The 20181-nt window shown below is 67.9% G+C and carries 17 protein-coding genes; 8 read left to right on the top strand and 9 right to left on the bottom strand.

Features of this window, described 5'->3' with window-relative positions; all coding sequences use genetic code 11:
- Positions 1-139: 139 nt before the first annotated feature.
- Positions 140-820, bottom strand: a complete 681-nt coding sequence (locus tag QZT59_RS03645; RefSeq protein ID WP_290811455.1) for a metal-dependent transcriptional regulator — start codon at positions 818-820, stop codon at positions 140-142.
- A 148-nt stretch (positions 821-968) separates the two neighbouring features.
- On the opposite strand from QZT59_RS03645, the gene rocF reads away from it, so the two are divergent.
- Positions 969-1889 carry an arginase gene (rocF, locus tag QZT59_RS03640; protein ID WP_290811452.1) on the top strand — a complete coding sequence of 307 codons (921 nt, stop codon included), beginning with the start codon at positions 969-971 and terminating at the stop codon, positions 1887-1889.
- A gap of 203 nt (positions 1890-2092) precedes the next feature.
- Positions 2093-3247, top strand: coding sequence for an NAD(P)/FAD-dependent oxidoreductase (locus QZT59_RS03635; RefSeq protein WP_290811449.1), 1155 nt, complete (start codon positions 2093-2095; stop codon positions 3245-3247).
- 15 nt (positions 3248-3262) lie between these two features.
- Here the strand turns inward: QZT59_RS03635 and QZT59_RS03630 are convergent, their stop codons facing one another.
- From QZT59_RS03630 to QZT59_RS03615, 4 genes are all read right to left on the bottom strand, one after another.
- Positions 3263-4009 (bottom strand): DapH/DapD/GlmU-related protein, encoded by a 747-nt coding sequence (locus QZT59_RS03630; protein ID WP_290811446.1) that lies wholly within the window; start codon positions 4007-4009, stop codon positions 3263-3265.
- Between the two features lie 96 nt (positions 4010-4105).
- Positions 4106-5398 carry a phosphoribosylamine--glycine ligase gene (purD, locus tag QZT59_RS03625; protein ID WP_290811443.1) on the bottom strand — a complete coding sequence of 431 codons (1293 nt, stop codon included), beginning with the start codon at positions 5396-5398 and terminating at the stop codon, positions 4106-4108.
- Positions 5399-5545: 147 nt separating this feature from the next.
- Entirely contained in the window at positions 5546-8326 is a 2781-nt protein-coding gene (locus QZT59_RS03620) for a DEAD/DEAH box helicase (RefSeq protein WP_394348637.1), read from the bottom strand.
- Between the two features lie 62 nt (positions 8327-8388).
- Positions 8389-9927 (bottom strand): ribonuclease H-like domain-containing protein, encoded by a 1539-nt coding sequence (locus QZT59_RS03615; protein WP_290811440.1) that lies wholly within the window; start codon positions 9925-9927, stop codon positions 8389-8391.
- A 183-nt stretch (positions 9928-10110) separates the two neighbouring features.
- Here QZT59_RS03615 and thyA point away from each other — a divergent pair, with 183 nt between their 5' ends.
- The 3 genes from thyA to QZT59_RS03600 all read left to right on the top strand — a co-directional run bounded on the left by thyA (position 10111) and on the right by QZT59_RS03600 (position 13109).
- Positions 10111-11127 carry a thymidylate synthase gene (gene thyA, locus QZT59_RS03610; protein ID WP_290811437.1) on the top strand — a complete coding sequence of 339 codons (1017 nt, stop codon included), beginning with the start codon at positions 10111-10113 and terminating at the stop codon, positions 11125-11127.
- Positions 11128-11129: 2 nt separating this feature from the next.
- The gene (locus QZT59_RS03605; protein ID WP_290811434.1) at positions 11130-11690 is read left to right on the top strand and encodes a dihydrofolate reductase; all 561 of its coding nucleotides are present in this window, start codon (positions 11130-11132) and stop codon (positions 11688-11690) included.
- Positions 11691-11900: 210 nt separating this feature from the next.
- Complete coding sequence (locus QZT59_RS03600) at positions 11901-13109, top strand: potassium channel family protein (RefSeq protein WP_290811431.1); 1209 nt, start codon at positions 11901-11903, stop codon at positions 13107-13109.
- A 225-nt stretch (positions 13110-13334) separates the two neighbouring features.
- On the opposite strand, the gene QZT59_RS03595 is transcribed toward QZT59_RS03600, so the two are convergent.
- Together QZT59_RS03595 and QZT59_RS03590 are read right to left on the bottom strand one after the other, a co-directional pair.
- On the bottom strand, positions 13335-13919 hold the full coding sequence (locus tag QZT59_RS03595; protein ID WP_290811428.1) for a magnesium transporter: 585 nt from the start codon (positions 13917-13919) through the stop codon (positions 13335-13337).
- Positions 13919-14488, bottom strand: a complete 570-nt coding sequence (locus tag QZT59_RS03590) for a magnesium transporter (RefSeq protein ID WP_290811426.1) — start codon at positions 14486-14488, stop codon at positions 13919-13921. The genes QZT59_RS03595 and QZT59_RS03590 overlap by 1 nt, the downstream gene beginning before the upstream one ends.
- A 252-nt stretch (positions 14489-14740) precedes the next feature.
- On the opposite strand from QZT59_RS03590, the gene QZT59_RS03585 reads away from it, so the two are divergent.
- Positions 14741-16891, top strand: a complete 2151-nt coding sequence (locus tag QZT59_RS03585) for a thioredoxin domain-containing protein (protein WP_290811423.1) — start codon at positions 14741-14743, stop codon at positions 16889-16891.
- 149 nt (positions 16892-17040) lie between these two features.
- Here QZT59_RS03585 and QZT59_RS03580 read toward each other — a convergent pair whose 3' ends face one another.
- A complete protein-coding gene (locus QZT59_RS03580) occupies positions 17041-17421 on the bottom strand; it encodes a thioredoxin family protein (RefSeq protein ID WP_290811420.1) in 381 nt (126 codons plus the stop codon).
- Between the two features lie 175 nt (positions 17422-17596).
- Here QZT59_RS03580 and QZT59_RS03575 point away from each other — a divergent pair, with 175 nt between their 5' ends.
- Together QZT59_RS03575 and QZT59_RS03570 are read left to right on the top strand one after the other, a co-directional pair.
- Positions 17597-18670, top strand: coding sequence for a PLP-dependent cysteine synthase family protein (locus QZT59_RS03575; RefSeq protein WP_290811417.1), 1074 nt, complete (start codon positions 17597-17599; stop codon positions 18668-18670).
- A 61-nt stretch (positions 18671-18731) separates the two neighbouring features.
- Positions 18732-19118: a hypothetical protein gene (locus QZT59_RS03570; protein WP_290811414.1), complete on the top strand. Its 387-nt coding sequence runs from the start codon at positions 18732-18734 to the stop codon at positions 19116-19118.
- A 248-nt stretch (positions 19119-19366) separates the two neighbouring features.
- On the opposite strand, the gene QZT59_RS03565 is transcribed toward QZT59_RS03570, so the two are convergent.
- Entirely contained in the window at positions 19367-19972 is a 606-nt protein-coding gene (locus tag QZT59_RS03565; RefSeq protein WP_290811411.1) for a hypothetical protein, read from the bottom strand.
- Positions 19973-20181 lie beyond the last annotated feature (209 nt).

The following is a 20181-nucleotide window of genomic DNA, read 5'->3' as shown; positions in this document are numbered from 1 at the left end:
CGTCGATTCGTCATCATCGATCCATCACCGTCGATCCGTGTCGCCGTCGATCCGTGTCGCCGTCGATCCGAGTCACCGTCGATCCGTGTCGCTGCCGATCCATCACCGTCGATCCGTGTCGCCGTCGCAAGCCGCTCGTTCAACAATCCGGCTCGACGGCCGCCGCGACGCGGACCTGCTCGGCGATCCGATCCGGCAGGGAGACCGCGTCGTCGGCGTCGTCCGGTCTGGCGGTCACCATCCCGAACGGCGCGACCTCGACGATTTCGAGTTCGACTCCCGGCTCGACGCCGTGGTCGGCCAGGTACGAGAGCACCTCCGGATCGTCGTCGGCGACCTCCTCGACGACCACGCAGTCGCCCTCCTCGAACGCCGAGACGGCCTCGCCCGTCGGCGTCAGCGGTGGTTCGAGGTCCGCGCTGGGAATCGGTGACCCGTGCGGGTCCACCTCGGGATCGCCGAGCGCGTCGGCGAGGCGGGCTTCGAAGTTCTCGCTGATGTGATGTTCGAGTCGGTCGGCCTCTTCGTGGACCTCCGCCCAGTCGTAGTCGAGGTGCTCCGCGAGGTACGCTTCGAGGAGCCGGTGGTGACGGATCACTTCCAACGCGACGGTCTCACCTTCCTCGGTGAGCATCACCCCGTTGTACTTCTCGCGGTCGACGAGTCCGCGCTCCTCGAGCTTCTCGACCATGCTGGTGACCGTCGGCGACGTCACGTCGAGTTCCTCGGCGATCTCGGAGGTGCGAATGCGGTCCTCCCGTCCCCGCTGGAGCTGGTAGATCGCCTTGAGGTAGTCCTCCATGACGTCGCTGAGCATCATTCGGTCGAACTTAGAGGCGTCTAACACTAAAGGTATCGCTGTCGAGCTGGCGCGGCTCAACTGGCGACGAACGGGGCGCCGTCGGCCTCGGACCGTCGACGAAGTCGGATCCAGCAAGGTTAACAGACGGTTCCACGAATCGACGCTCGTGAGCAAAACCGTTCGAATCATCGGCGCGCCGATGGACCACGGGGCGAACCGACGCGGCGTCGACATGGGCCCCTCGGCGATCCGGTACGCCGGGCTCGCGAACACCCTCGCCGAGGCCGGCGTCGACGTCGAAGACGACGGCGATCTCTTCGTTCCGCGCGCGGAGGAACGAGATCCCGACGCGAACGACCTCGAGAACGGATCGGCGAAGTTCCTCGCGGAGGTGCGGGAGGTCTGTGAGACCCTCGGCGATCGCGTCGCGACGACGCTCGACGAGGACGCGTTTCCGCTGGTGCTCGGCGGCGACCACTCCATCGCCGTCGGAACGATGAACGGCGCCGCTCGGGGGGCGGACCTCGGCGTGATCTGGTTCGACGCGCACGCGGACCTCAACACGCCGTCGACGTCCCCCAGCGGGAACGTCCACGGGATGCCGCTCGCGGCCGCGCTCGGCCGGGGCTACTTCGCCGATCGGTCCTGGGCGGAGGCTCCGGGCCTTCGCGAGGAGTCCGTCGCGTACGTCGGGCTCCGAAGCATCGACGACGGCGAGCGGGACCCCATCCGCGAGAGCGACATGACCGCGTTCACGATGGCCGACATCGACGAGCGCGGCATCACGGCCGTCGTCGAGGACGCCCTGGCCGTCGCGACGGACGGAACGGACGGCTTACACGTGAGCCTCGACCTCGACTGGTTGGACCCCTCCGCGGCACCCGGCGTCGGTACGCCCGTCCGCGGCGGCGTGACCTATCGCGAGGCGCACTCGGCGCTCGAGACGGTGGCCGATCACGACAGGTCCGCCCGCTCGCTCCGATCAATGGACGTCGTGGAAGTGAACCCGATCCTCGACGAGTCGAACGAGACGGCGGAGCTCGCCGCCGAACTGGTCGCGAGCGCGTTCGGCAAACGAATCCTCTAGGGTCCGGGCCGATCGCTCGACCGCACGCGTCTCCCCTCAAGGGCCACCGGTCCCGGAATGTGCCCACGCGCCGGGGTCGCCTGTCCCGGAAAGTGCGCACCCACCGGGGTCGCCTGTCCCGGAATTTCCGTTACCGTGAGAACCTCGCGCACGCCGATGCGGGTTTCAACACCTTTGTATTGGAGCTATCCCGAATCCCTGGTATGAGTACAGATGTAGTCGTGCTTGGGGCCGGATACGCCGGTGCCGGGGCGATCAAATCGCTTCAATCGTCGCTTCCCTCCGACGTCGACCTGACGTGGGTCAACGAAACCAACTACCACCTCGTCCTCCACGAAGCCCACCGCGTCGTGCGGGATCCGGACGTCCGCTCCGACATATCCGTCCCGGTCGACGCGATCAGGAACGACGGGACCGAGTTCCTCCAGGATCGGGTCGTCGGCGTCGATACCGAGGAGCGACTCGTCGAACTCGAGGACAGCGAGGGGATCTCGTACGACTACCTGCTCGTCGCCCTCGGGAGCCGGACCGCCTTCTACGGCATCCCCGGACTCGACGACCATTCCTACACGCTGAAGGGTCTCGACGACGCCCTCGAAATCCACGAGGCGGTCAAGACGGCGAGTCGGGAGGCGACGCGCGGCGAGCCGGCGCAGGTCGTCGTCGGCGGCGCCGGCCTCTCGGGCATCCAGACGGCAGGCGAGATCGCCGAGTTCCGCGACCACCACCGCGCGCCGATAGAGATCCACCTCGTCGAGGCCCTCGACGAGATCTTCCCTGGGAACGATCCGTCGATACAGGGGGCGCTGCGGGAACTCCTCGAGGAGGCGGGCGTGCGCATTCACACGGACGATCCGATCACCGAAGCCGAGTCGGACGCCATCCACTTCGACGAGGGCGACCCCCTCGGGTACGACGTCCTGATCTGGACCGGCGGCATCACGGGACAGGCGGCACTCGACGGCACCGACCTCGACAACCAGCACAATCGCGTGGAGGCCGAGGCCACGTTCCGGACGTCGGACGAGCGCGTGTTCGCCATCGGCGACTCCGCCATCGTCGACCAGGGCGACCAGCCCGCCCCGCCGACCGCGCAGGCGGCCTGGCAGGCGGCGGAGGTCGTCAGCGAGAACATCGTCCGCGCCATCGACGGTCGTCCGCTCAAAACCTGGGAGTTCGACGACAAGGGAACGGTCGTCTCCGTCGGTGAGAAGGCCGTCGCTCACGACGTGAAGATGCTCCCGTTCGACACCTTCGGCGGCTTCCCGGCCAAACAGTTGAAGAAGATGATCGCCGCCCGCTGGATCGCCGACCTCACGTCCTGGAACCGGGCGCGAAAGTCCTGGTCGTCGCTGTAACCGGTCCCACCGAGACTACCGCCCACCGTCGGGCGAACCCGCATCCGACGCCTCCTCGCCGCCGTCGACTTCGCGCCGACGATCTCCGCTCGCGTCCCGGACGTTCGCCTCGGACGGTCCGTCGTCGGTCGGCTCGTCCGACGACCCCGTCCGGACGTCTTCCGTTCCCGCCGTGTTGCCCGCCGGCTCCTCGGCGTCATCGACACGCATCGCCGCCGAGTTCATGGGTCGGGCCGGCACCCCGGCGACGGTCTCGCCGGGTGGAACGTCCTCGGTCACCAGCGAGTTCGCCGCCACGCTCGCGTCGGGGCCGATTTCTACGCCGGGAAGGACGATCGCGCCGGCGCCGATCATCGCTCGCTCGCCCACCACGACCTCGCCGGTTCGATACTCGTCCTGCAAGAACTCGTGACAGAGAACGGTCGCGTCGTAGCCGACGATCGCGTGATCGCGGACCGTAATAAGATCGGGCCAGAAGACGTCCGGCGTGGCCTCGAGTCCCCAGGAGACGCCCTCGCCGACGGTGACGCCGATGCGTCGGAGGAGCCACCGCTTGAGCCGTAAGCTGGGCGAGATGCGGACCAGCCAGACGACCACGTAGTTGATCGCGACGCGAAGCGGGTTGCGCGCGCTCGTCCAGTGAGCGAGGGAGTTACCGGCACCCGGCGTCGGGTGCGTGCGGACGCGATCGTGTCTGGACGCGTCCTCGCTCGAGGGCGTCGGTCCCGTCCCGTCCGCGTTCGACGTATCGTCGGTCGTCACTGTCCGTCCGTTCGGTCGGTGACTACAAGAAACCGATCCACCGTCCGGGTGGTCGAGGGGGAGAACGTCCGACCGCGTTCGCTCCGCGCGATCGACTCAGTCGCCACGGAGCTCGGCCATGTGGTCGATCCGTCGCTGGACGAGGGCGGGCTTGCCGATGTCGTGGCGGACGTGCAGCCCCTCCTCGCCGGCAACCGTGAGGGCGTCCTCGGCGATCGTTTCGGCCTTCGAGATCGTGTCGGCGACCCCAACGAGCGCGAACGATCGGGAGGTCGTCGTGTAAATGCCGTCGTCTCGTTCGTCGACGCTCGCGTAAAACAACAGGGCGTCTCCGGCGCTCTCCTCGTCGACCTGCACCTTCGCACCCGCCTCGGGCTCCGTCGGGTACCCTTCGGGTACGGCGTACTTACACACCGTCGCCCGTTCGGCGAACGACAGTTCGGGGAGCGGTTCACCGTCACGGGCAGCGACCAGGACGTCGAGGAATTCCGTCTCGAGGGTGGGGAGGGTGTTCATCGCCTCCGGATCGCCGAAGCGAGCGTTGAACTCGATCACCTTGGGGCCGTCGGCGGTGAGCATGAACTGGCCGTAGAGGATTCCCTTGTAGCCGTCCAGCGCTTCGACGGTCGCCTCGACGATCTCGACGGCCCGCTCGTAATCGTCCCCGGTCATGAACGGGAGCTCGCGGGTCGCGTCGGAGTAGCTGCCCATGCCGCCCGTGTTCGGACCCTCGTCGCCCTCGAAGGCTCGCTTGTGGTCCTGGACGGCCGGCGCCGTTCGAACGGCGCCGTTGGCGACGAACGCCTGGACGGTGAACTCCTCGCCGATCAGGCGCTCTTCGAGAACGATCCGGTCGTATTCGGACTCGCGGATATACGCTTTCCCCTCTTCGGCGGTGACCTGGTCGCCGATGACCTTCACGCCCTTGCCGCCGGTGAGGCCCGCGGGCTTTATCGCCAGCTCGCCCTCGTACTCGTCGATGAACTCGCAGGCGGCCTCCGGGTGGTCGAACGTCTCGAAGTCCGGGCAGCCCGGAATCCCGTGCTCGGCCATGAATCGGCGCTGGAAGGCCTTGTCCGTCTCGATCCGCGCGTCCGCTCGTTTGGGACCGAACGCGTAGATGCCCGCTGCCTCGAGTTCGTCGACGACCCCCGCCGCCAGCGGTGCTTCGGGCCCGACGACGGCGATCGTCGCGTCGATCGACTCGGCGTACTCGACGACTGCCTCCGGCTCGGTCGTCTCGAGCGTCTCGAACCCCGACGCCAGGCGCGCGATACCCGGGTTGCGGTTGCCCGCGCAGGCGTAGAGGTCGACCTCGCTGTCCGCCAGCGAGCGGGCGATCGCGTGTTCGCGGCCGCCGCCGCCGATCAGGAGCACGATCTCTCTCATATGCGAAATCGAGACCCAGAAGGGTGTAAACGTTATCGGTTCGCCGACGTGAAAATTCGGGCGCGACGACGCGTTCGACCCATCCACGACCGGAGGGATCGACCGTGAAATCGTTCGAACTGTCCGCGGGACCGTCCCCGAACGGGGTCAGGCGTAGAACAGCGTCGGCCGCCGGTCGCCGCCGTACTCGTCGTCGAGGTGGGCGTCCAGATCGCCACGGTCGCGCTCGCCGAGAAACTGCTCGAGCACGTCGACGGCCGCGTCGCGGTGTAGCGGGCGGTTGTCGTTGCCACACTGATCGTCCATGACGCAGGCCGGACAGCCGTCGACGCGGCCGCACTCGCAGTCGGCGATCAGGTCGCGAGCGCGCGCGGCGACGGCCTCGAAGTTCTCGTAGATCGCCCGCGAGAACCCGAGTCCGCCCTCGACGCCGTCGTAGATGAACCAGCCGCTGGTCGGCTCTCGATCGAGCGCGGCGGCGCGCTCGCGGACCGTCGCCTCCGCGGCCGCGATCGACCGCGGTTCGCGGCCCTCGACCGCCGTCGCGTCCGGGACGGCCAGGTGGGAGTCGATCGTCAGCGTCGCCAACCCGCCGAGGTCGCGCTTGTCGACCATCAACTCGAGCGGTGCGACGCCGATCGTGGCGTGCTCGGCGGCGTGAAGTCCCCCCGCGTAGCCCAGATGTGCGCTGTTCACCACCGTCCCTTCCACATCGGGCACGTCGAAGTCGCGGTACTTCTCGATCAGGGCGCGTTCGACGTCCTCGGGTACCTCGAGCCAGCAGAGCTGGGTTTCCATCGTCAGCGGCGGCAGGTTCGTCGGAACGCCCCGTCGTCGCTTCCGACCGGCCTCGATCGACACCTCGTCGTACGTCCCGTGGTAGACGAGGACGGTTCCTCGTCCGAAGTGGAGTTCGAAGTCGCCGACCCGCCGGGAACGCTGCGACTCGGCGTCGAGGATCGTCACCTCGCGGTTCGTCACCGTGTAGTAGTCGACGTCCGTCGGGCGGACGACGACGTGCGGGCGCGGACCGTCGTGGACGACGTCCGCGACCTCGTACTGGCGACCCTCGTGGAGGCGCACGGCGCCCTCGTGAAAGTCCCGGAAGACGCGCTCCCGGGCGAGGGACTCCATCTCCGGATCGTCGCGGTCGTCGACGTCGTCGGCGAGCCGGACCTCGTACTCCCGTCCCGCGGTGGCGTAGAGCGAGATCGACGACTGCGGGCGCGGCGGGCCGGCGTACGAGACGCCGGTCTCGAGCCGCCCGGACAGCAGGCCCGCGCGCCGCCACATCTCGACCGCGCGCTCCAGGCGGTCGCGATCGACCAACGAGTCGGCGTCCGCCTCGGTGAGCGCCAACTCGTCCGCGGCGCAGCGGAGGTGCGCGGCGAAGACCGCGTCGTTGGCGGTGTCGACGACGGCGTCCTCGACGTCGGTCTCGAGGAGGTACTCGGGGTGGCGGACGACGTACTGGTCGAGGGTGCGGTGGTCGGCGACGAGGACCGAGAGCGCGCGATCCGCGCCCCGGCCGGCGCGACCGATCTGCTGCCAGAACGACTGGCGCTGACCGGGGTAGCCCAGCTGGACGGTCGCGTCCATCGCGCCGACGTTGATGCCCAATTCGAGGGCGTTGGTCGAGGCCACCCCGTCGAGGCGTCCGGTCTTCAGCCCGTGCTCGGTCGCGTGTCTGGACTGGCGGGAGTGGCCGGCGTGGTACGACCGAAGCTCGTCGCCCCGCCCGTCCGAGCCGTAATAGGCCCGTTGGTCCTCGCGGTGGGCGCGCGCTCGTTTCACGGAGAGTTCGGCGAGTTTTCGGGAGGGCGCGAACAGGAGCGTCTGTGCGCCGTGGTACGCGAGGTGCGAGAAGAGCCGCGGCGCCTCGACCGAGGCCGGAACGCGTTCGAGCGGACCGCCTCCGTCGTCGGAATCGTGGGGACCGGCGGAAGTGGGGGCCGGGCCGCCGGGGCCCTCGCCGTCGTCGCGCGGCGGCGGATTCCAGAGGAGGAGGTCGCGCGGACCGCGCGGCGAACCGTCCTCGTCGACCACGGTGATCGGCTCGTCGATCAACGCCGCGGAGTGTGCGGGCGGATTGCCGATCGTCGCGCTCGTCAGGACGAACTGCGGATCCGCGTCGTAGTACTCGAGGACCCGCTTCAGTCGTCTGATGATCCAGGCGACGTGCATGCCGTGGACGCCCGTGTAGGTGTGGGACTCGTCGATCACGACAAGTTCGCACGCGCGGAAAAAACGCGTCCAGCGGTCGTGGTCGTGGAGGTACGTGTTCACGCCCGCGAAGTTCGAGATGATCACGTCGGCCTCCTCCCGGATCTCTCGACGAGTGGTCCCGGTCTCGGTGTCTCCGTCGTAGACGGCTACCGTCAGGTCGAGCCCGAGGTCGGCGAAGAGGTCGTTCAGCTCGCGCTCCTGATCGCGCGAGAGCGCCTTCGTGGGATAGCAGACGTAGGCAGTCGCGTCTCGTCGATCATCGGCCGCGCCGTCGAATCCGTGCACCGTCGCGCGCTCGCCCCCCGCGGCGTCGGTCCGCCGATTCTCGGTCGCCTCGAGGTAATTTCGCGCGATCTGGAGCCCGTACACGAGCGTCTTTCCGGAGGCCGTACTCGTGGCCACGCAAACGTTCTCCTCCCGATCGAGCGCCGCGAGCGCCTCCGCCTGGTGGGTGTAGAGATCGTGATCGATCGAATCGGCGAGCTCAGGTGCCAGCACGTCCCCCGCGGCCACCGTCCTGGCCGAACGGCCGGGAATCTCCACGACGTCGCCAACCGTCCGTCCCCGCCCCGGGAACGTCTCGACGACGCCCGCTCCGGTGATCGGGGCGGCGTCGGTGCCGTCGGGATCGGGCGCCGCATCGTCCTCGAGTCGACCGTGATCGTTCGCAGGGTCGTCTTCGAATCGATCGGTATCGGTCACCGCGTCCTCCCCGACTCCGTCGGTCGATTCGCCGTCCTCGCCCCGTTTCGTTCGTCGCACGGTCAGAACTCACCCAGTCCGGTCTGTCCCGCCGGCGTCGGTTCCGGTTCGTCGATCGCTCGTTCGGCGTCGAGGAGGCGCTCGTAGACGTGCCAGAGCGCGCGGCAGTCGTCCTCGCAGTAGCGCTCGTGGCGATCCCAGTCGGGTTCGACGCCGGTGCGGACGAACCGCCGGTAGGCTGCCGCGGTCGCCGCCCCGTCGAGGCCCGTCGCCGCGTCCTCGTACCCGAGCGCCGCGGCGACGTCGTCGAGTCGGTTCGTCCGTCCCGGGAGAATCGCGTTCCCGTCCGTCACGCACCACAGGTAGAGGTCGAGCTTCGGGATCGACTCCCACTCGCTCGCGTAGTGGGGGACGTACCGATCGACGAACGCGCTGAGGTATCGATAGTCGAATCCCCAGCCGTTCCAGGTCAGCAGGGCGCGGTTTCCACGGAGACCCAGCAGCCGATCCAGGAAGCTCTCCAGAATCCGTCCCGGATCGGACGGATCCCGACGCTCGACGAACGCCCGGTAGTCGTCGGTCTCCGGGTCGTAGACGCCCACCTGCCAGATGACGGTCGGCGAGAGGCCGTCGGTCTCGATGTCGATACAGAGCGGGCCACGCGGGCGGTCCGCGGCCGGTATCGAGTCGTCGGTCGTGACGAGGGGATCGCCCGTTTCCAGGACCGCCGCGTGTCGACGCATCCGCGACGCCGTCATCGGGCCAACGCCCGGTAGTTCGGCAAGGTCCTCGACGGCCAGTTCGCGGACGTCGTCGCGGCTCGTCACATCCCGGGCGGCGAGCCGTTCCGCGGTCTTCGGGCCGATCCCCGACACCGCCCGCAGGCCGAACGCATCGGCGTCGATCACGTCGACGTCGCGGACCGGATCGGCGACGCGCCCAGCACCGTCGCCTCCGGGGGCCAGAGCGTACGTCGCGATCGTCCCGCCGCCGCCGTAGCCGCCGACCGACCCGGTGCCGATCACTCGCAGGCGGACGGCCTCGTCCTCGTCAGCCGGAAGACCGTCCCGCTCCGTCGGCTCCGAGACGTCGAGCGCGCGTCCGTTCCTCGGGTCGACCGTCCACAACAGATCGTAGTCGGCGGATTGACTCCCGGTAAGGACGGTCAGTTCGGCGCGCCCGTCGGGGACGATTTCGGCCACCCCGCGAGCACCCTGGAGCGTCGCCTCGAGCGCGGTCGGCCGAACCGCCGTCCCGATCTCGTCGCACACGAGAACGATCGCGTCGGCCGACTCCGCCGCTTCGGCCAGCACCTGACCGGCCGCGTCGAGCGCGGCCGCGCGCTGGACCGTCACCACCGAGACCCCGCCGAGGTCGTGGACCTGGACCGCGTCGGTCCCGGCGCCGAGGGGCGGGTGAACGACCGGTACGTCGAAAACCCGTCGAGCGCACGCCGGGGCTCGCGGCAGCCGCCGGGGCCCCGGAATCCAGACGCCGTCCGGGTCGCAGAAGTCGCGGACGTCCTCGAGCGCCCCCAGGGGTCGCTCGGCGGCGACCGATGGCGGAAGGGCGAGCAGTCGCGCGCCGACGGCGTCGGACATCGAACGGTGGAAGGACGCCGGGACGCAAGAGGGTTGCGAGACCGGAGTGAAAGTGGTTATCAACGTTCGAACCCAACGTAGCGTATGAGACGATCGGTCCGTCACCGACGTTCGCCACGAGTCGAGCGCTACCGGATCCGAACAGTGGTAGATTTATGAATCACCGGTGGGAGTGACAGTCGTATGGAACAGTACCTCGATCTCGTCGACGCCGTCCTCTCGGGGGGCACCTACAAGCCGAACCGAACCGGCGTCGACACCATCTCGCGGTTCAGCCGCCACTACGAGATCGATCTGCGGGAGGGCTACCCGCTACTGACGACCAAGCGGATGGACGGCTACCGCTGGAACTCGATGATCCACGAGGTCTGCTGGTACCTCTCCGGGGAGGAGCACACCCGAAATCTCCGGGAGGAGACGAAGATCTGGGACGCGTGGGCCGACGACGAAGGCCGACTCGACACGGCGTACGGACGGTTCTGGCGGCGGTATCCGATTCCGAGCGGTGACGCCCGACTGGAGGGCGAATCCTGGCCCGACGAATCCCACCGGTGGGTCACCGAAGAGGCCGACGGGCGGAAGACGTTCGACCAGATCCAGTACGTCCTCGACACGCTCTCGGACAGCCCGAACTCGCGTCGACTCGTGGTGAACGCCTGGCACCCGGCGAACGCGGCCGTCTCGACGCTGCCCCCCTGTCACTACAGCTTCGTCTTCAACGTGCAAGGAGACCGACTCAACTGCCACCTGACCCAGCGCTCGGGCGACGTGGCCCTGGGGATCCCCTTTAACATCGCGGCGTACTCCCTGCTAACGATCGCGATCGCCCAGCAATCGGGCTTCGTACCGGGCCATTTCGCGCACACGATCGTCGACGCGCACGTCTACTGCGGGACCGGCGACCGCGGCGAGTGGTACGCCGACAACCTGGACGAGCTGCAGTCCCGCCTCGAGGACGTCGGGGCGCGAGAGGACTACCGCGGCGTTCGCGAGTGGGTCGAAGACACCGCCCCGGCCGAAGCGTCGGACGAAGAAGGCATGGATCACGTCCCGGGACTGCTCGAACAGTGCGCCAGGGAACCCCTGTCGCGGCCCTCGCTCGAGGTGGCCGACGTCTCGCTTTCGGAACTCACCGCGGAGGACGTCGCGCTTCGGGACTACGAGTCCCACGACGCGCTCACGTTCGGAGTCGCGGAGTGACGATGCGTGATTCGGATTCACGGAGGGGTCCGGAAGAAGGGACGCCCGCGATCGAGACCGACCTCGAACTCGTGGGTATCGTCGCCGTCGCCGAAAACGGCGTGATCGGCGTCGACGGCGGGATGCCCTGGCACATCCCGGAAGACCTGGCCCACTTCAAGCGACGGACGACCGGCCACCCGGTCATCATGGGGCGGGTCACCTACGAGAGTATCGTCGACGGACTCGGCGAGCCGCTCCCCGAACGGACGTCGATCGTGCTGACCTCCCGCGACCCGGAGACGCCGGCGAACGTGATCGTCGCCCGCGGAATCGCGGAGGCCGTCCGGATCGCGGAGTCGGCGGCCGACCGTCGCCACGGCGGCGTCGATCGCGCGTTCGTCGCCGGCGGGGCGACGGTCTACGAGCAGTTCCTCCCCGACCTGGACCGGTTGGTCGTGACCGAGGTGGCCGACGAGCCGGACGGCGACGCGTTCTTCCCCGAGATCGACCGGGACGAGTGGCGGGAAGTCCGACGAGACGAGCGCGACGGGTACGCGTTTCTCGAGTACGTCCGGGCGTGACGCCGCCCGCCGCTGGCGATACCGCGGAGAGCTGCGGATGCGAATCGGTGGCCGATGTATCATATTCGCCGACATTCGATGTAACGGTCGACCGGTGTCGAGCGGGCCAGCGAACGGACGAGGAGCGAACGACGTCCCGCGTTTCGGTTCGGTACCCGGCGATACGTCCGGTGAGGAACGTTTTTGATCCCGGAAGTGCTCGGTCGACTTATGGATCCGTTCGAGGGCGAGATCTCCGCGGCGTCGATCGAGTACGAGCCGGTTAGTGTGAAGGACGTCCTCGTCGAGATGAAGGATACGGCCGAGCTGCTGATCGACCTCTCGTACTCGGCCGTCCTCCACCAGAACGAGGAACTCGCTCGGGAGGTGCTGCGGCTCGAAGAGCGGATGGACCTCCTCGAGCTTCGCGCGCGGATGAGCCTCCTGATGGCCGCTCGCAAGCCGGCGGACGCCGAACAGCTGGCGCCGGTGCTCGGGATCGTCGCGGCGACCGACCAGATCAGCGACGCGGCGGGGGACATCGCGAAGGTCCTCCTCGAGGAGGTGGGCCTTCCCGAGGCGATGCGGACCGCCCTCCCCGAGGCGGTCGAGACGCTCGTCCGGGGCGTCGTGGCCGAGGATTCGGAATACGCCGACCGCACGCTGAACGACATCGACCTGGAGTCAGAGACCGGCGTCCGGGTGATCGCGCTCCGTCGGGGCCAGGAGTGGATCCTCAACCCCGGCCCCGGGACGAGGATCAAGGGCGGCGACGTCGCGCTCTTGCGCGGGAGCGAACCGGACATCGGCACCGTCTTCGAAGCGTTGACCGGCGAGCCCTACCGGGCGCCCGAGGTCGAACCTCCGGAGATCGCCGATCTCGAGCGGGCGATCGACACGATCGTCCACATGAAGAACCTGAGCGAGCTGGCGGTCGACCTCGCCTACAGCAGCGTGCTGTTCGACAGCGAGAACCTCGCGGAGGAGGTCCGAAATCTCGAGGTGGAAGTCGACGCGTTGCTGTCGCGATTTACCGCCTGGACGCTGAAAGCGGCCGCCGACGCCGAAGACCCCGTCCGCCTCCGGGGATTGATCGCGCTCGCGACCAGCACCGAGGTCATCAGCGACGCGGCGATCGACATCAGCGAGGGAATCTTCAGGGATATCGACGTCCACCCCGTCGTCCAGCTCGCCGTCCAGGAGAGCGACGAGGTCATCACGCGCATCGAGATCGAGCCGGGCAGCGAACTCGACGGCGTCCCGATCCTCGAGGGTCGCCCCGAAACCGAGCCGAGCATGAACGTCATCGCGATCCGTCGACCCGACGAGGGCTGGATCCTGATCGCCGACGACGATACCGAACTGCGCGGTGGCGACGTTCTGATCGCGAAGGGGACGAGGACCGCGGAAGAGGCGTTTCTGTCGATGGCCGCGACCTGATCGATCGCACGGGCCGATCCGATTGCTTCAGACGACGTCCCGATCAGTCGACCGAGTGCGTTCGTTCGACGTCCGAGACGTCTTCCCGAACGGTCGGCGGTGGCGTTCGTTCGACGCACGAGCTGGCCGACGCCGTGGCTAGGCCGAGCGTCATCACCGGCGACCCTCCCGTCACGATATCCCGTCACACGGGTACCGAGCGAGCTCTCGGCCCCGACCGGGACGTCAGAATCCGAGTACCAGCGCCGAGACGCCGATGAAGATGACCATGCCGAATACGTCGACGACGTTCGTCACGATCGGGATCGTGGTGTCGTCCGGGTCGATCCCCAGGCGGTAGGAGCCGTAGGTCGCGAGGAACGAGAAGACGATCGCGATGACGGCGACCGACATGCCGCTGATCAGCGAGATGGTCAGCAGGGTCGCGAGCGGCAGGCCGATGCCGAGGACCGCGCCGAGCGCCCAGGCCCCGACGGCGAGGGCCGTGAAGATCGTCGCCGCCAGCGCGAGTATCGCGAGCACGTTGCCCCGGAGCACGCGGTCGCGCGGGTCGAGTTCGGTCGTCCCCAGGTGAAAGCGCGAGGAGAGGCGCGAGCTGAGGATCGCACCGAGGTTGCCACCCATGTCGACCATCGTCGGGACCATCACCGCCAGAATGCCGTACTCTTCGAGGAGCTCTTCCGCGTCCTCGAGGGTGATCCCGGCCCAGAGGACGATGATCGACAGGACCACGAGTAACGGAAACATGTTGGTGACGATCGTCCTCCAGTTCCAGGTCCCGAGCGAGCCGCCGGGCGTCGGGACGACCATCAGGCCAACACCTCCACGGCGCCCACGGCGAAGAGCAGGAACAACATCCCGAAGATGTCTCCGAGCGTGGTGACGATCGGCCCGACCAGGTTGTCCGGATCGAACCCGTACTTGAACCCGGCGAAAATCAGGGTCAGCAGTCCGAAGATGAGGACCACCGACGTCAGGACGCCGGCGATGAGCATGATCCCAACGAGCTCGAACAGCGACGCGACATCCCACCCGATCAGCTGGAGGGCGATCCACGTGACCACGCCGATCACGATCGAGATCCCGATCCCGTTGACGAAGGACGCGATGATGGCGTTGCTCAGCCGTTCGTTCCACTCGAAGTGCGGTTCGATCAACCCTTGGTGGAGTCCGCTCGAGATACGACCGCCGAGCGCGCCGTAGACGTTCCCGCGGGTGGCGAGAAAGACGGGAACCATGACGAGGAGTCCGGGGAACCGTTCGACGCTCTCGATGATCTCTTCTAACACCAGACCAGCGAACAGACCGCCGCCGAGCGCGATCAGCAAAACCGGGAGCGCCTCCCGATAGATCGACCAGAACTCCGTCCGAGTGGTCATATCAGGAACTCTCTCAGTTCGCTGTTAAAGCTACCGGGATCGGTTCGAGACGACGCCATCCGGCCGCCACAGTCGGTCGGAGAGCGTCGTCTACGTATGACCATCCCGACACGACCGCCACGTGTTGGGAGATCGTCTGCTCCGGCGATGGTCAGCTCGTTCGGTCCCTGACGCCGGTCCGACGGTCGTCCGATCTGACCCGAGGCCCGTGACGGCGGACCCCTTTTCTCTCGGGCCGTCCAACGTCAGACCATGAGCGATCCCACCGGGCGGAATCGGCTCGACGAGGAGGAGAGCCCGTACCTCCGCCAGCACGCCGACAATCCCGTGAACTGGCAGCCCTGGGACGAGCGGGCGCTCGAGGCGGCTCGCGAGCGCGACGTCCCGATCTTCCTCTCCATCGGCTACTCGGCGTGTCACTGGTGTCACGTCATGGAAGACGAGAGCTTCGCCGACGAGGCGGTCGCCGAGGAACTGAACGAGGGATTCGTCCCCATCAAGGTCGACCGGGAGGAGCGTCCCGACGTCGACAGCATCTACATGACCGTCTGTCAACTGGTGACCGGCCGCGGCGGCTGGCCGCTCTCGGCCTGGCTCACTCCCGAGGGCAAGCCGTTCTACGTCGGGACGTACTTCCCGAAGGAGTCTCGGCGGGGGATGCCGGGCTTTCTCGACCTCCTCGACCGGATACGGACCGCCTGGGAGACCGATCGCGACGAGATCGAATCGCGCGCCGAGGAGTGGACGAAAGCGGCGCGAAACCGGCTCGAAGAGACGCCGGCAACCGATGCCGTCGAGTCGACCGGCTCGGCGGACGAGGCGGGGGCGAGCGTCCGGTTGACCGACGCGGCGGACGCCGCCGTCCGCGCGGCCGACCGCCAGCACGGCGGCTTCGGATCCGGCGGACCGAAGTTTCCGCAACCGACCCGACTCGAGGCGCTGTTCCGGGCGTCCGACCGAACCGGACGCGACGTCTACCTCGAGGTCGCCGCACACGCGCTGGACGAGATGATCGACGGCGGCCTCTACGATCACGTCGGCGGCGGCTTCCACCGCTACTGCGTCGACCGCGACTGGACGGTCCCGCACTTCGAGAAGATGCTGTACGACAACGCGGAGATCCCCCGCGCGCTGCTCTCGGGTTACCAGGTGACCGGTGACGAACGGTACGCAGACGTCGTTCGCGACACGCTCGAGTTCCTCGATCGGGAGCTCACACACCCGGAAGGCGGTTTCTACAGCACGCTCGACGCCCAGAGCCCAGACGACGACGGGGAATCGGAGGAGGGCGCGTTCTACGTCTGGACGCCGGCGGAGATCCGCGACGTCGTGGACGACGAGACCGACGCCGAACTGTTCTGCGCGCGGTACGACGTCACCCAATCCGGTAACTTCGAGGGCCGGAATCAGCCGAACGTCGACGCGTCGGTACCGGAGCTCGTCGACCGGTTCGACCTCGCGGAAGGCGAGGTCCGCGACCGACTCGAGACCGTCCGGCGGGCGGTCTTCGACGCCCGCGAGGAGCGACCGCGGCCGAAGCGCGACGAAAAGGTGCTCGCCGGCTGGAACGGGCTCGCGATCGCGACGGCCGCCGAAGCGGCGATCGTGCTTCGGGACGATCGGTACGCGAGCCGAGCGGTCGACGCGCTGTCGTTCGTCAGAAGGCGCCTCTGGGACGAGGACGCGTCGCGCTTACAGCGCCGGTACAAGGACGGAGACGTGGCGATCGACGCGTACCTCGAGGACTACGCGTTTCTGGCCCGCGGCGCTTTCGCGTGCTACGAGGCGACCGGCGACGTCGATCACCTCGCGTTCGCCGTCGAACTCGCGCGCGTCGTCGTCGAGGAATTCTGGGACGCCAACGCGGAGACGCTCTATTTCACGCCCGAGAGCGGGGAATCGCTCGTCACCCGGCCCCAGGAACTCACGGATCAGTCGACGCCGTCCGCGACCGGCGTCGCCGTGGAGACCCTGCTCTCTCTGGACCCGTTCGCCGAGGACGACTTCGAGGGGTACGCCGACGCGGTGCTGTCGACTCACGCGAACGCGATTCGCGCCGATCCCCTCGAACACGTTTCGCTCGCCCTCGCGACCGACCGGCTTCACCGCGGCCCGCTCGAGGTAACGGCGGCCGCAGCGTCGCTCCCGCCGGAGTGGCGCGATCGATTCGCCGAGACGTATCTCCCGGACCGATTGCTCGCTCGCCGCCCGCCCACAGACGACGAACTCTCGGAGTGGTTAGACCGGCTCGGGCTATCCCGGGCCCCGTCGATCTGGGCGGGCCGGGAAGCGCGCGACGACGAACCGACGTTGTACGTCTGTCGAGCCCGTACCTGCTCGCCGCCCGCGCACGACGTCGACGACGCCCTCGAGTGGCTCGACTCCGCGGGAGCGTCGGACTGATCGAGACGCGGCGCCGAGTCGTGTCACGTTGGGCCCCGACCACGTCCAATCCGGATCCGACGGTTCCGTCGAATTGGTCGGGACATCGAGCCTATCGTCGGTCCCGTCGAATCGGTCCAGGGTCGCCGATTATACCGAAGATCGTCGAGTCAGTCGAGTGCGCCGGACTCGTCGATCTCGTCCGCCAGGTAGATCGCCGGCGGGAGCGTTTCCTCCTCGACGAAACGTGCCACCTCTCGGCCGTCGTCGTCTTCCACGACGATCGTCGGGATGTACTCCACGTCGTATTCGTCGACGCCCGGCCCCCGCTTGTCCCGGTCGACGGGCGATTCCTCGATACGGTCGTCGGGGACGTCCGCAGACTCGAGCGCCGCGGCGAAATCCGGTAACAGCGCGCGACAGTCCTTGCACCAGTCGCCGCCCCACACCTTGTACGTGAGTTCCTCGCGGTGAGCGGCGAGAACGTCCACGGCGTCCTCGTAGGAGGCGCCGTCCCAGACCGGATTCGGCCGCAGGGTTTCGAGTTGCATGCGAGGCGGTAGACCGGGGCAGGGCATAACGGCGGCGGTCGGCGGTCGCGTTTGCCGCCGTGACGGTCCGATCTCGTTACGGGAGCGGGCCGATCGCTCCCCGTTCGTCGCATTCACCGGCACGTTCTGCCGACGTCCAGCAGGCGTATACGTCTCGCATCCCTAGGTCGTCCTGATGAGGGCCAGCATCCTGGACACCATCGGCTCGCCGCTGGTCGAGGTCGACGCGCCGGACGGCGCGACGGTCGCGGCCAAGGTCGAGTCCTTCAATCCGGGTGGCTCGGCGAAGGACCGGCCGGCGATGGCGATGGTGCGGGCGGCCGAGCGTGCGGGTTCGCTCGGCCCCGGGGATCGGATCGTCGAGCCGACGAGTGGCAACACCGGTATCGGGCTGGCGGTGGTCTGTGCCGCTCGCGGCTACGACCTCACGATCGTGATGCCCGCGGACAAATCCGCCGAACGCCGGCGTCTCATGACGGCATACGGGGCCGACATCGAACTCGTCGACGGCGATATGACCGACGCGCGAGCGCGTGCGGACGAGCTCGCAACGGACGGTGCGGTCCAGCTCGGCCAGTTCGAAAATCCGGCGAACCCGAACGCTCACTACCGGACGACGGGCGCCGAAATCGTTGAACAGGTCGGCGACCGGACCGTCGACGCGTTCGTCGCGGGCGTCGGTACCGGCGGTACGCTTTCGGGGGTCGGGCGGCGGCTCCGCGAGCGCTTTCCGGACGTCGAGATCGTCGCCGTCGAGCCGGCCGGAAACGCCGTGCTCTCGACCGGGTGTGCGGGCGAGGACGACTTTCAGGGCATGGGACCGGGATTCGTCAGCGAGAACCTCGACCGAACGCTGCTCGACGACGTCCGAACGGTCGCCCTCGAGGACGCCGAGGCGGAGTGTCGACGCCTCGCCCGGGAGGAGGGTATCCTGGTCGGCCAATCCAGCGGCGCGGCCAGTCTCGTCGCCCGCGAGATCGCCGAACGGATCGCCGAACCCGATCGCGAGTGTCCCGAAATCCCGCACGCGTTCGATCGACACTTCGGCCGGGCTGACTCCCCCGACGAGACGTCGAGACCGGACCACCGGGGCGGGCGAGCGGGATCTCAGCGCGCGTCATCAGGGTCCGAGCGCTCGCCACCGGAACCCGAAACCGACGGCGGCGAATCCGTCGAGGACTGTCCCCTCGTCGTCACCGTGTTTCCGGACAGCGGGGAGCGGTACCTCTCGACCGGTCTGTTCGACTGAGCGTCGCGGTCGTCGCCGCGAACGGTGAACGTTTTTCGCGTTCGCGGTGAAACTCACGAACATGACCGACGGTCCGGCAGTCGACGTGCTCCCCCGACTCTCGACGGGGGACGTAGTGCGATGTTTCTTCGATCGCTACAACCAGGGGTATCCGAACAAACCGGATTCGCCGCTGGAGGCGGAGGTACTCGACGTAGAGACGAAAGAACTCACCGAAGAAGCGGACCTGCTGCCGGGAACGTTGACCACCGTCCACCTCTCCGTGCCCGAAGACGACGACAAGGCAGACCGGTTCTGGATCGAACATCGCGAGGAGCACGAGGACGACCGGACCGTCCGGTCGGTCAGCGCGTTACTCTACGAGGACGCCACGTTCCCGGCGATGACGACGACGGGCGAAGTCGGTAACGTCGACAAGGTCGAGGTCCTGTCGTCGGACGAATCGTGAGTCGGCGACGACATCGTCCGCCTGCCGAACACGACGACTGGTTCGGTCACGACCGTTCAGGAGTCGAACGGACCGCCGGTTAGCGTGGTGTCGAGCCGACACCGTACGGAGATCAGAAACCCGAACGGGGCGGTACCTCGGTCGCGGTTCCGTGCCCCGTCGACGCGGTCTCGGTCCCGGTCCGACACCGAAACGGATCGGTGTCGTGGCGGGTGCAATCCGGCGACGAAACGGATCGGTGTCGGGAACTAACTCGCCGTGGCCGCTCGGTTCGTCGACGGTCGGTCGCCCGACTTGTTGTAGGCGACGATCGCGAGCGCCGCCAGGACGACCAGCAGGCTGCCGGTAATCACGTTGCTCCAGACGAGCAGGGTGGTGCCGTACCCCATCAGGAACGTCACGCCGATCGTCGCGATCGCCAGCGCCGCGGCGAGCGCCGGCAACCCGACCGCCGCCGCCGAGTCGCCGCCCTTCTTGACGACCGCGACGCAGCCGGCGACGACGATCGCGAGGCCGAGGAAGACGTTGGTGTAGATCTCCCACCCGTATCCCGTGAACAGGATGGGCGACCAGAAGATCCAGAGGCCGAGGATCGTGAGCGTACCCATCGCGCGCTGGGCGCGGGCCAGTGAGCGTCCGCTGGACGTCGCGCTCGCGTCTCCGACGGTCCCACTCTCGGTGGTCGGTTGCTCGTCGGTCGATTCCGGTTCGGTTCGCGCGTCGGTCGATTCGGCGACGCCCTCCTCGTCGAGCGACTCCTCCTCGACCGCGACGTCGTCCGTCGATTCGTCGGCTGTCGCGACGGACTCCGCCTCCGGATCCGTCGTCTCCGCCGCTTCTTCTGGGTCGGCCATGGACGGGGGTTGGGGTTGGAGGTATGTGAATATGCCCGATCCGTTTGCGCCCCATCCTGCAATATGAAGGTGGCGAGAGCGCGGGCGTTCGCTCGCGCCGTCGACCAGTGTCAGGGGAACATATCGAACACGGAGACCGGAATTTGAAGATGCCGGGGGTGGCATCGTTACCCGTGGTCTGTCTTGACCGAGAACGATCGCGCGGTGGT

This window comes from Halovivax sp. (genome assembly GCA_007119345.1).
GTDB lineage: Archaea > Halobacteriota > Halobacteria > Halobacteriales > Natrialbaceae > Halovivax.
The sequence above is the reverse complement of the archived record's forward strand: the minus strand, read 5'-3'. Positions and strand labels throughout refer to the sequence as shown.

Excerpts from the sequence above, each read along its gene's own strand:
- QZT59_RS03600 (WP_290811431.1), top strand. The coding sequence starts at position 11,901 with ATGGATCCGTTCGAGGGCGAGATCTCCGCGGCGTCGATCGAGTACGAG.
- QZT59_RS03615 (WP_290811440.1), bottom strand. The coding sequence starts at position 9,927 with ATGTCCGACGCCGTCGGCGCGCGACTGCTCGCCCTTCCGCCATCGGTC.
- QZT59_RS03645 (WP_290811455.1), bottom strand. The coding sequence starts at position 820 with ATGATGCTCAGCGACGTCATGGAGGACTACCTCAAGGCGATCTACCAG.
- QZT59_RS03595 (WP_290811428.1), bottom strand. The coding sequence starts at position 13,919 with ATGGTCGTCCCGACGCCCGGCGGCTCGCTCGGGACCTGGAACTGGAGG.
- QZT59_RS03580 (WP_290811420.1), bottom strand. The coding sequence starts at position 17,421 with ATGCAACTCGAAACCCTGCGGCCGAATCCGGTCTGGGACGGCGCCTCC.
- QZT59_RS03565 (WP_290811411.1), bottom strand. The coding sequence starts at position 19,972 with ATGGCCGACCCAGAAGAAGCGGCGGAGACGACGGATCCGGAGGCGGAG.
- QZT59_RS03585 (WP_290811423.1), top strand. The coding sequence starts at position 14,741 with ATGAGCGATCCCACCGGGCGGAATCGGCTCGACGAGGAGGAGAGCCCG.
- QZT59_RS03570 (WP_290811414.1), top strand. The coding sequence starts at position 18,732 with ATGACCGACGGTCCGGCAGTCGACGTGCTCCCCCGACTCTCGACGGGG.
- purD (WP_290811443.1), bottom strand. The coding sequence starts at position 5,398 with ATGAGAGAGATCGTGCTCCTGATCGGCGGCGGCGGCCGCGAACACGCG.
- QZT59_RS03635 (WP_290811449.1), top strand. The coding sequence starts at position 2,093 with ATGAGTACAGATGTAGTCGTGCTTGGGGCCGGATACGCCGGTGCCGGG.
- QZT59_RS03605 (WP_290811434.1), top strand. The coding sequence starts at position 11,130 with ATGCGTGATTCGGATTCACGGAGGGGTCCGGAAGAAGGGACGCCCGCG.
- QZT59_RS03575 (WP_290811417.1), top strand. The coding sequence starts at position 17,597 with ATGAGGGCCAGCATCCTGGACACCATCGGCTCGCCGCTGGTCGAGGTC.
- thyA (WP_290811437.1), top strand. The coding sequence starts at position 10,111 with ATGGAACAGTACCTCGATCTCGTCGACGCCGTCCTCTCGGGGGGCACC.
- QZT59_RS03590 (WP_290811426.1), bottom strand. The coding sequence starts at position 14,488 with ATGACCACTCGGACGGAGTTCTGGTCGATCTATCGGGAGGCGCTCCCG.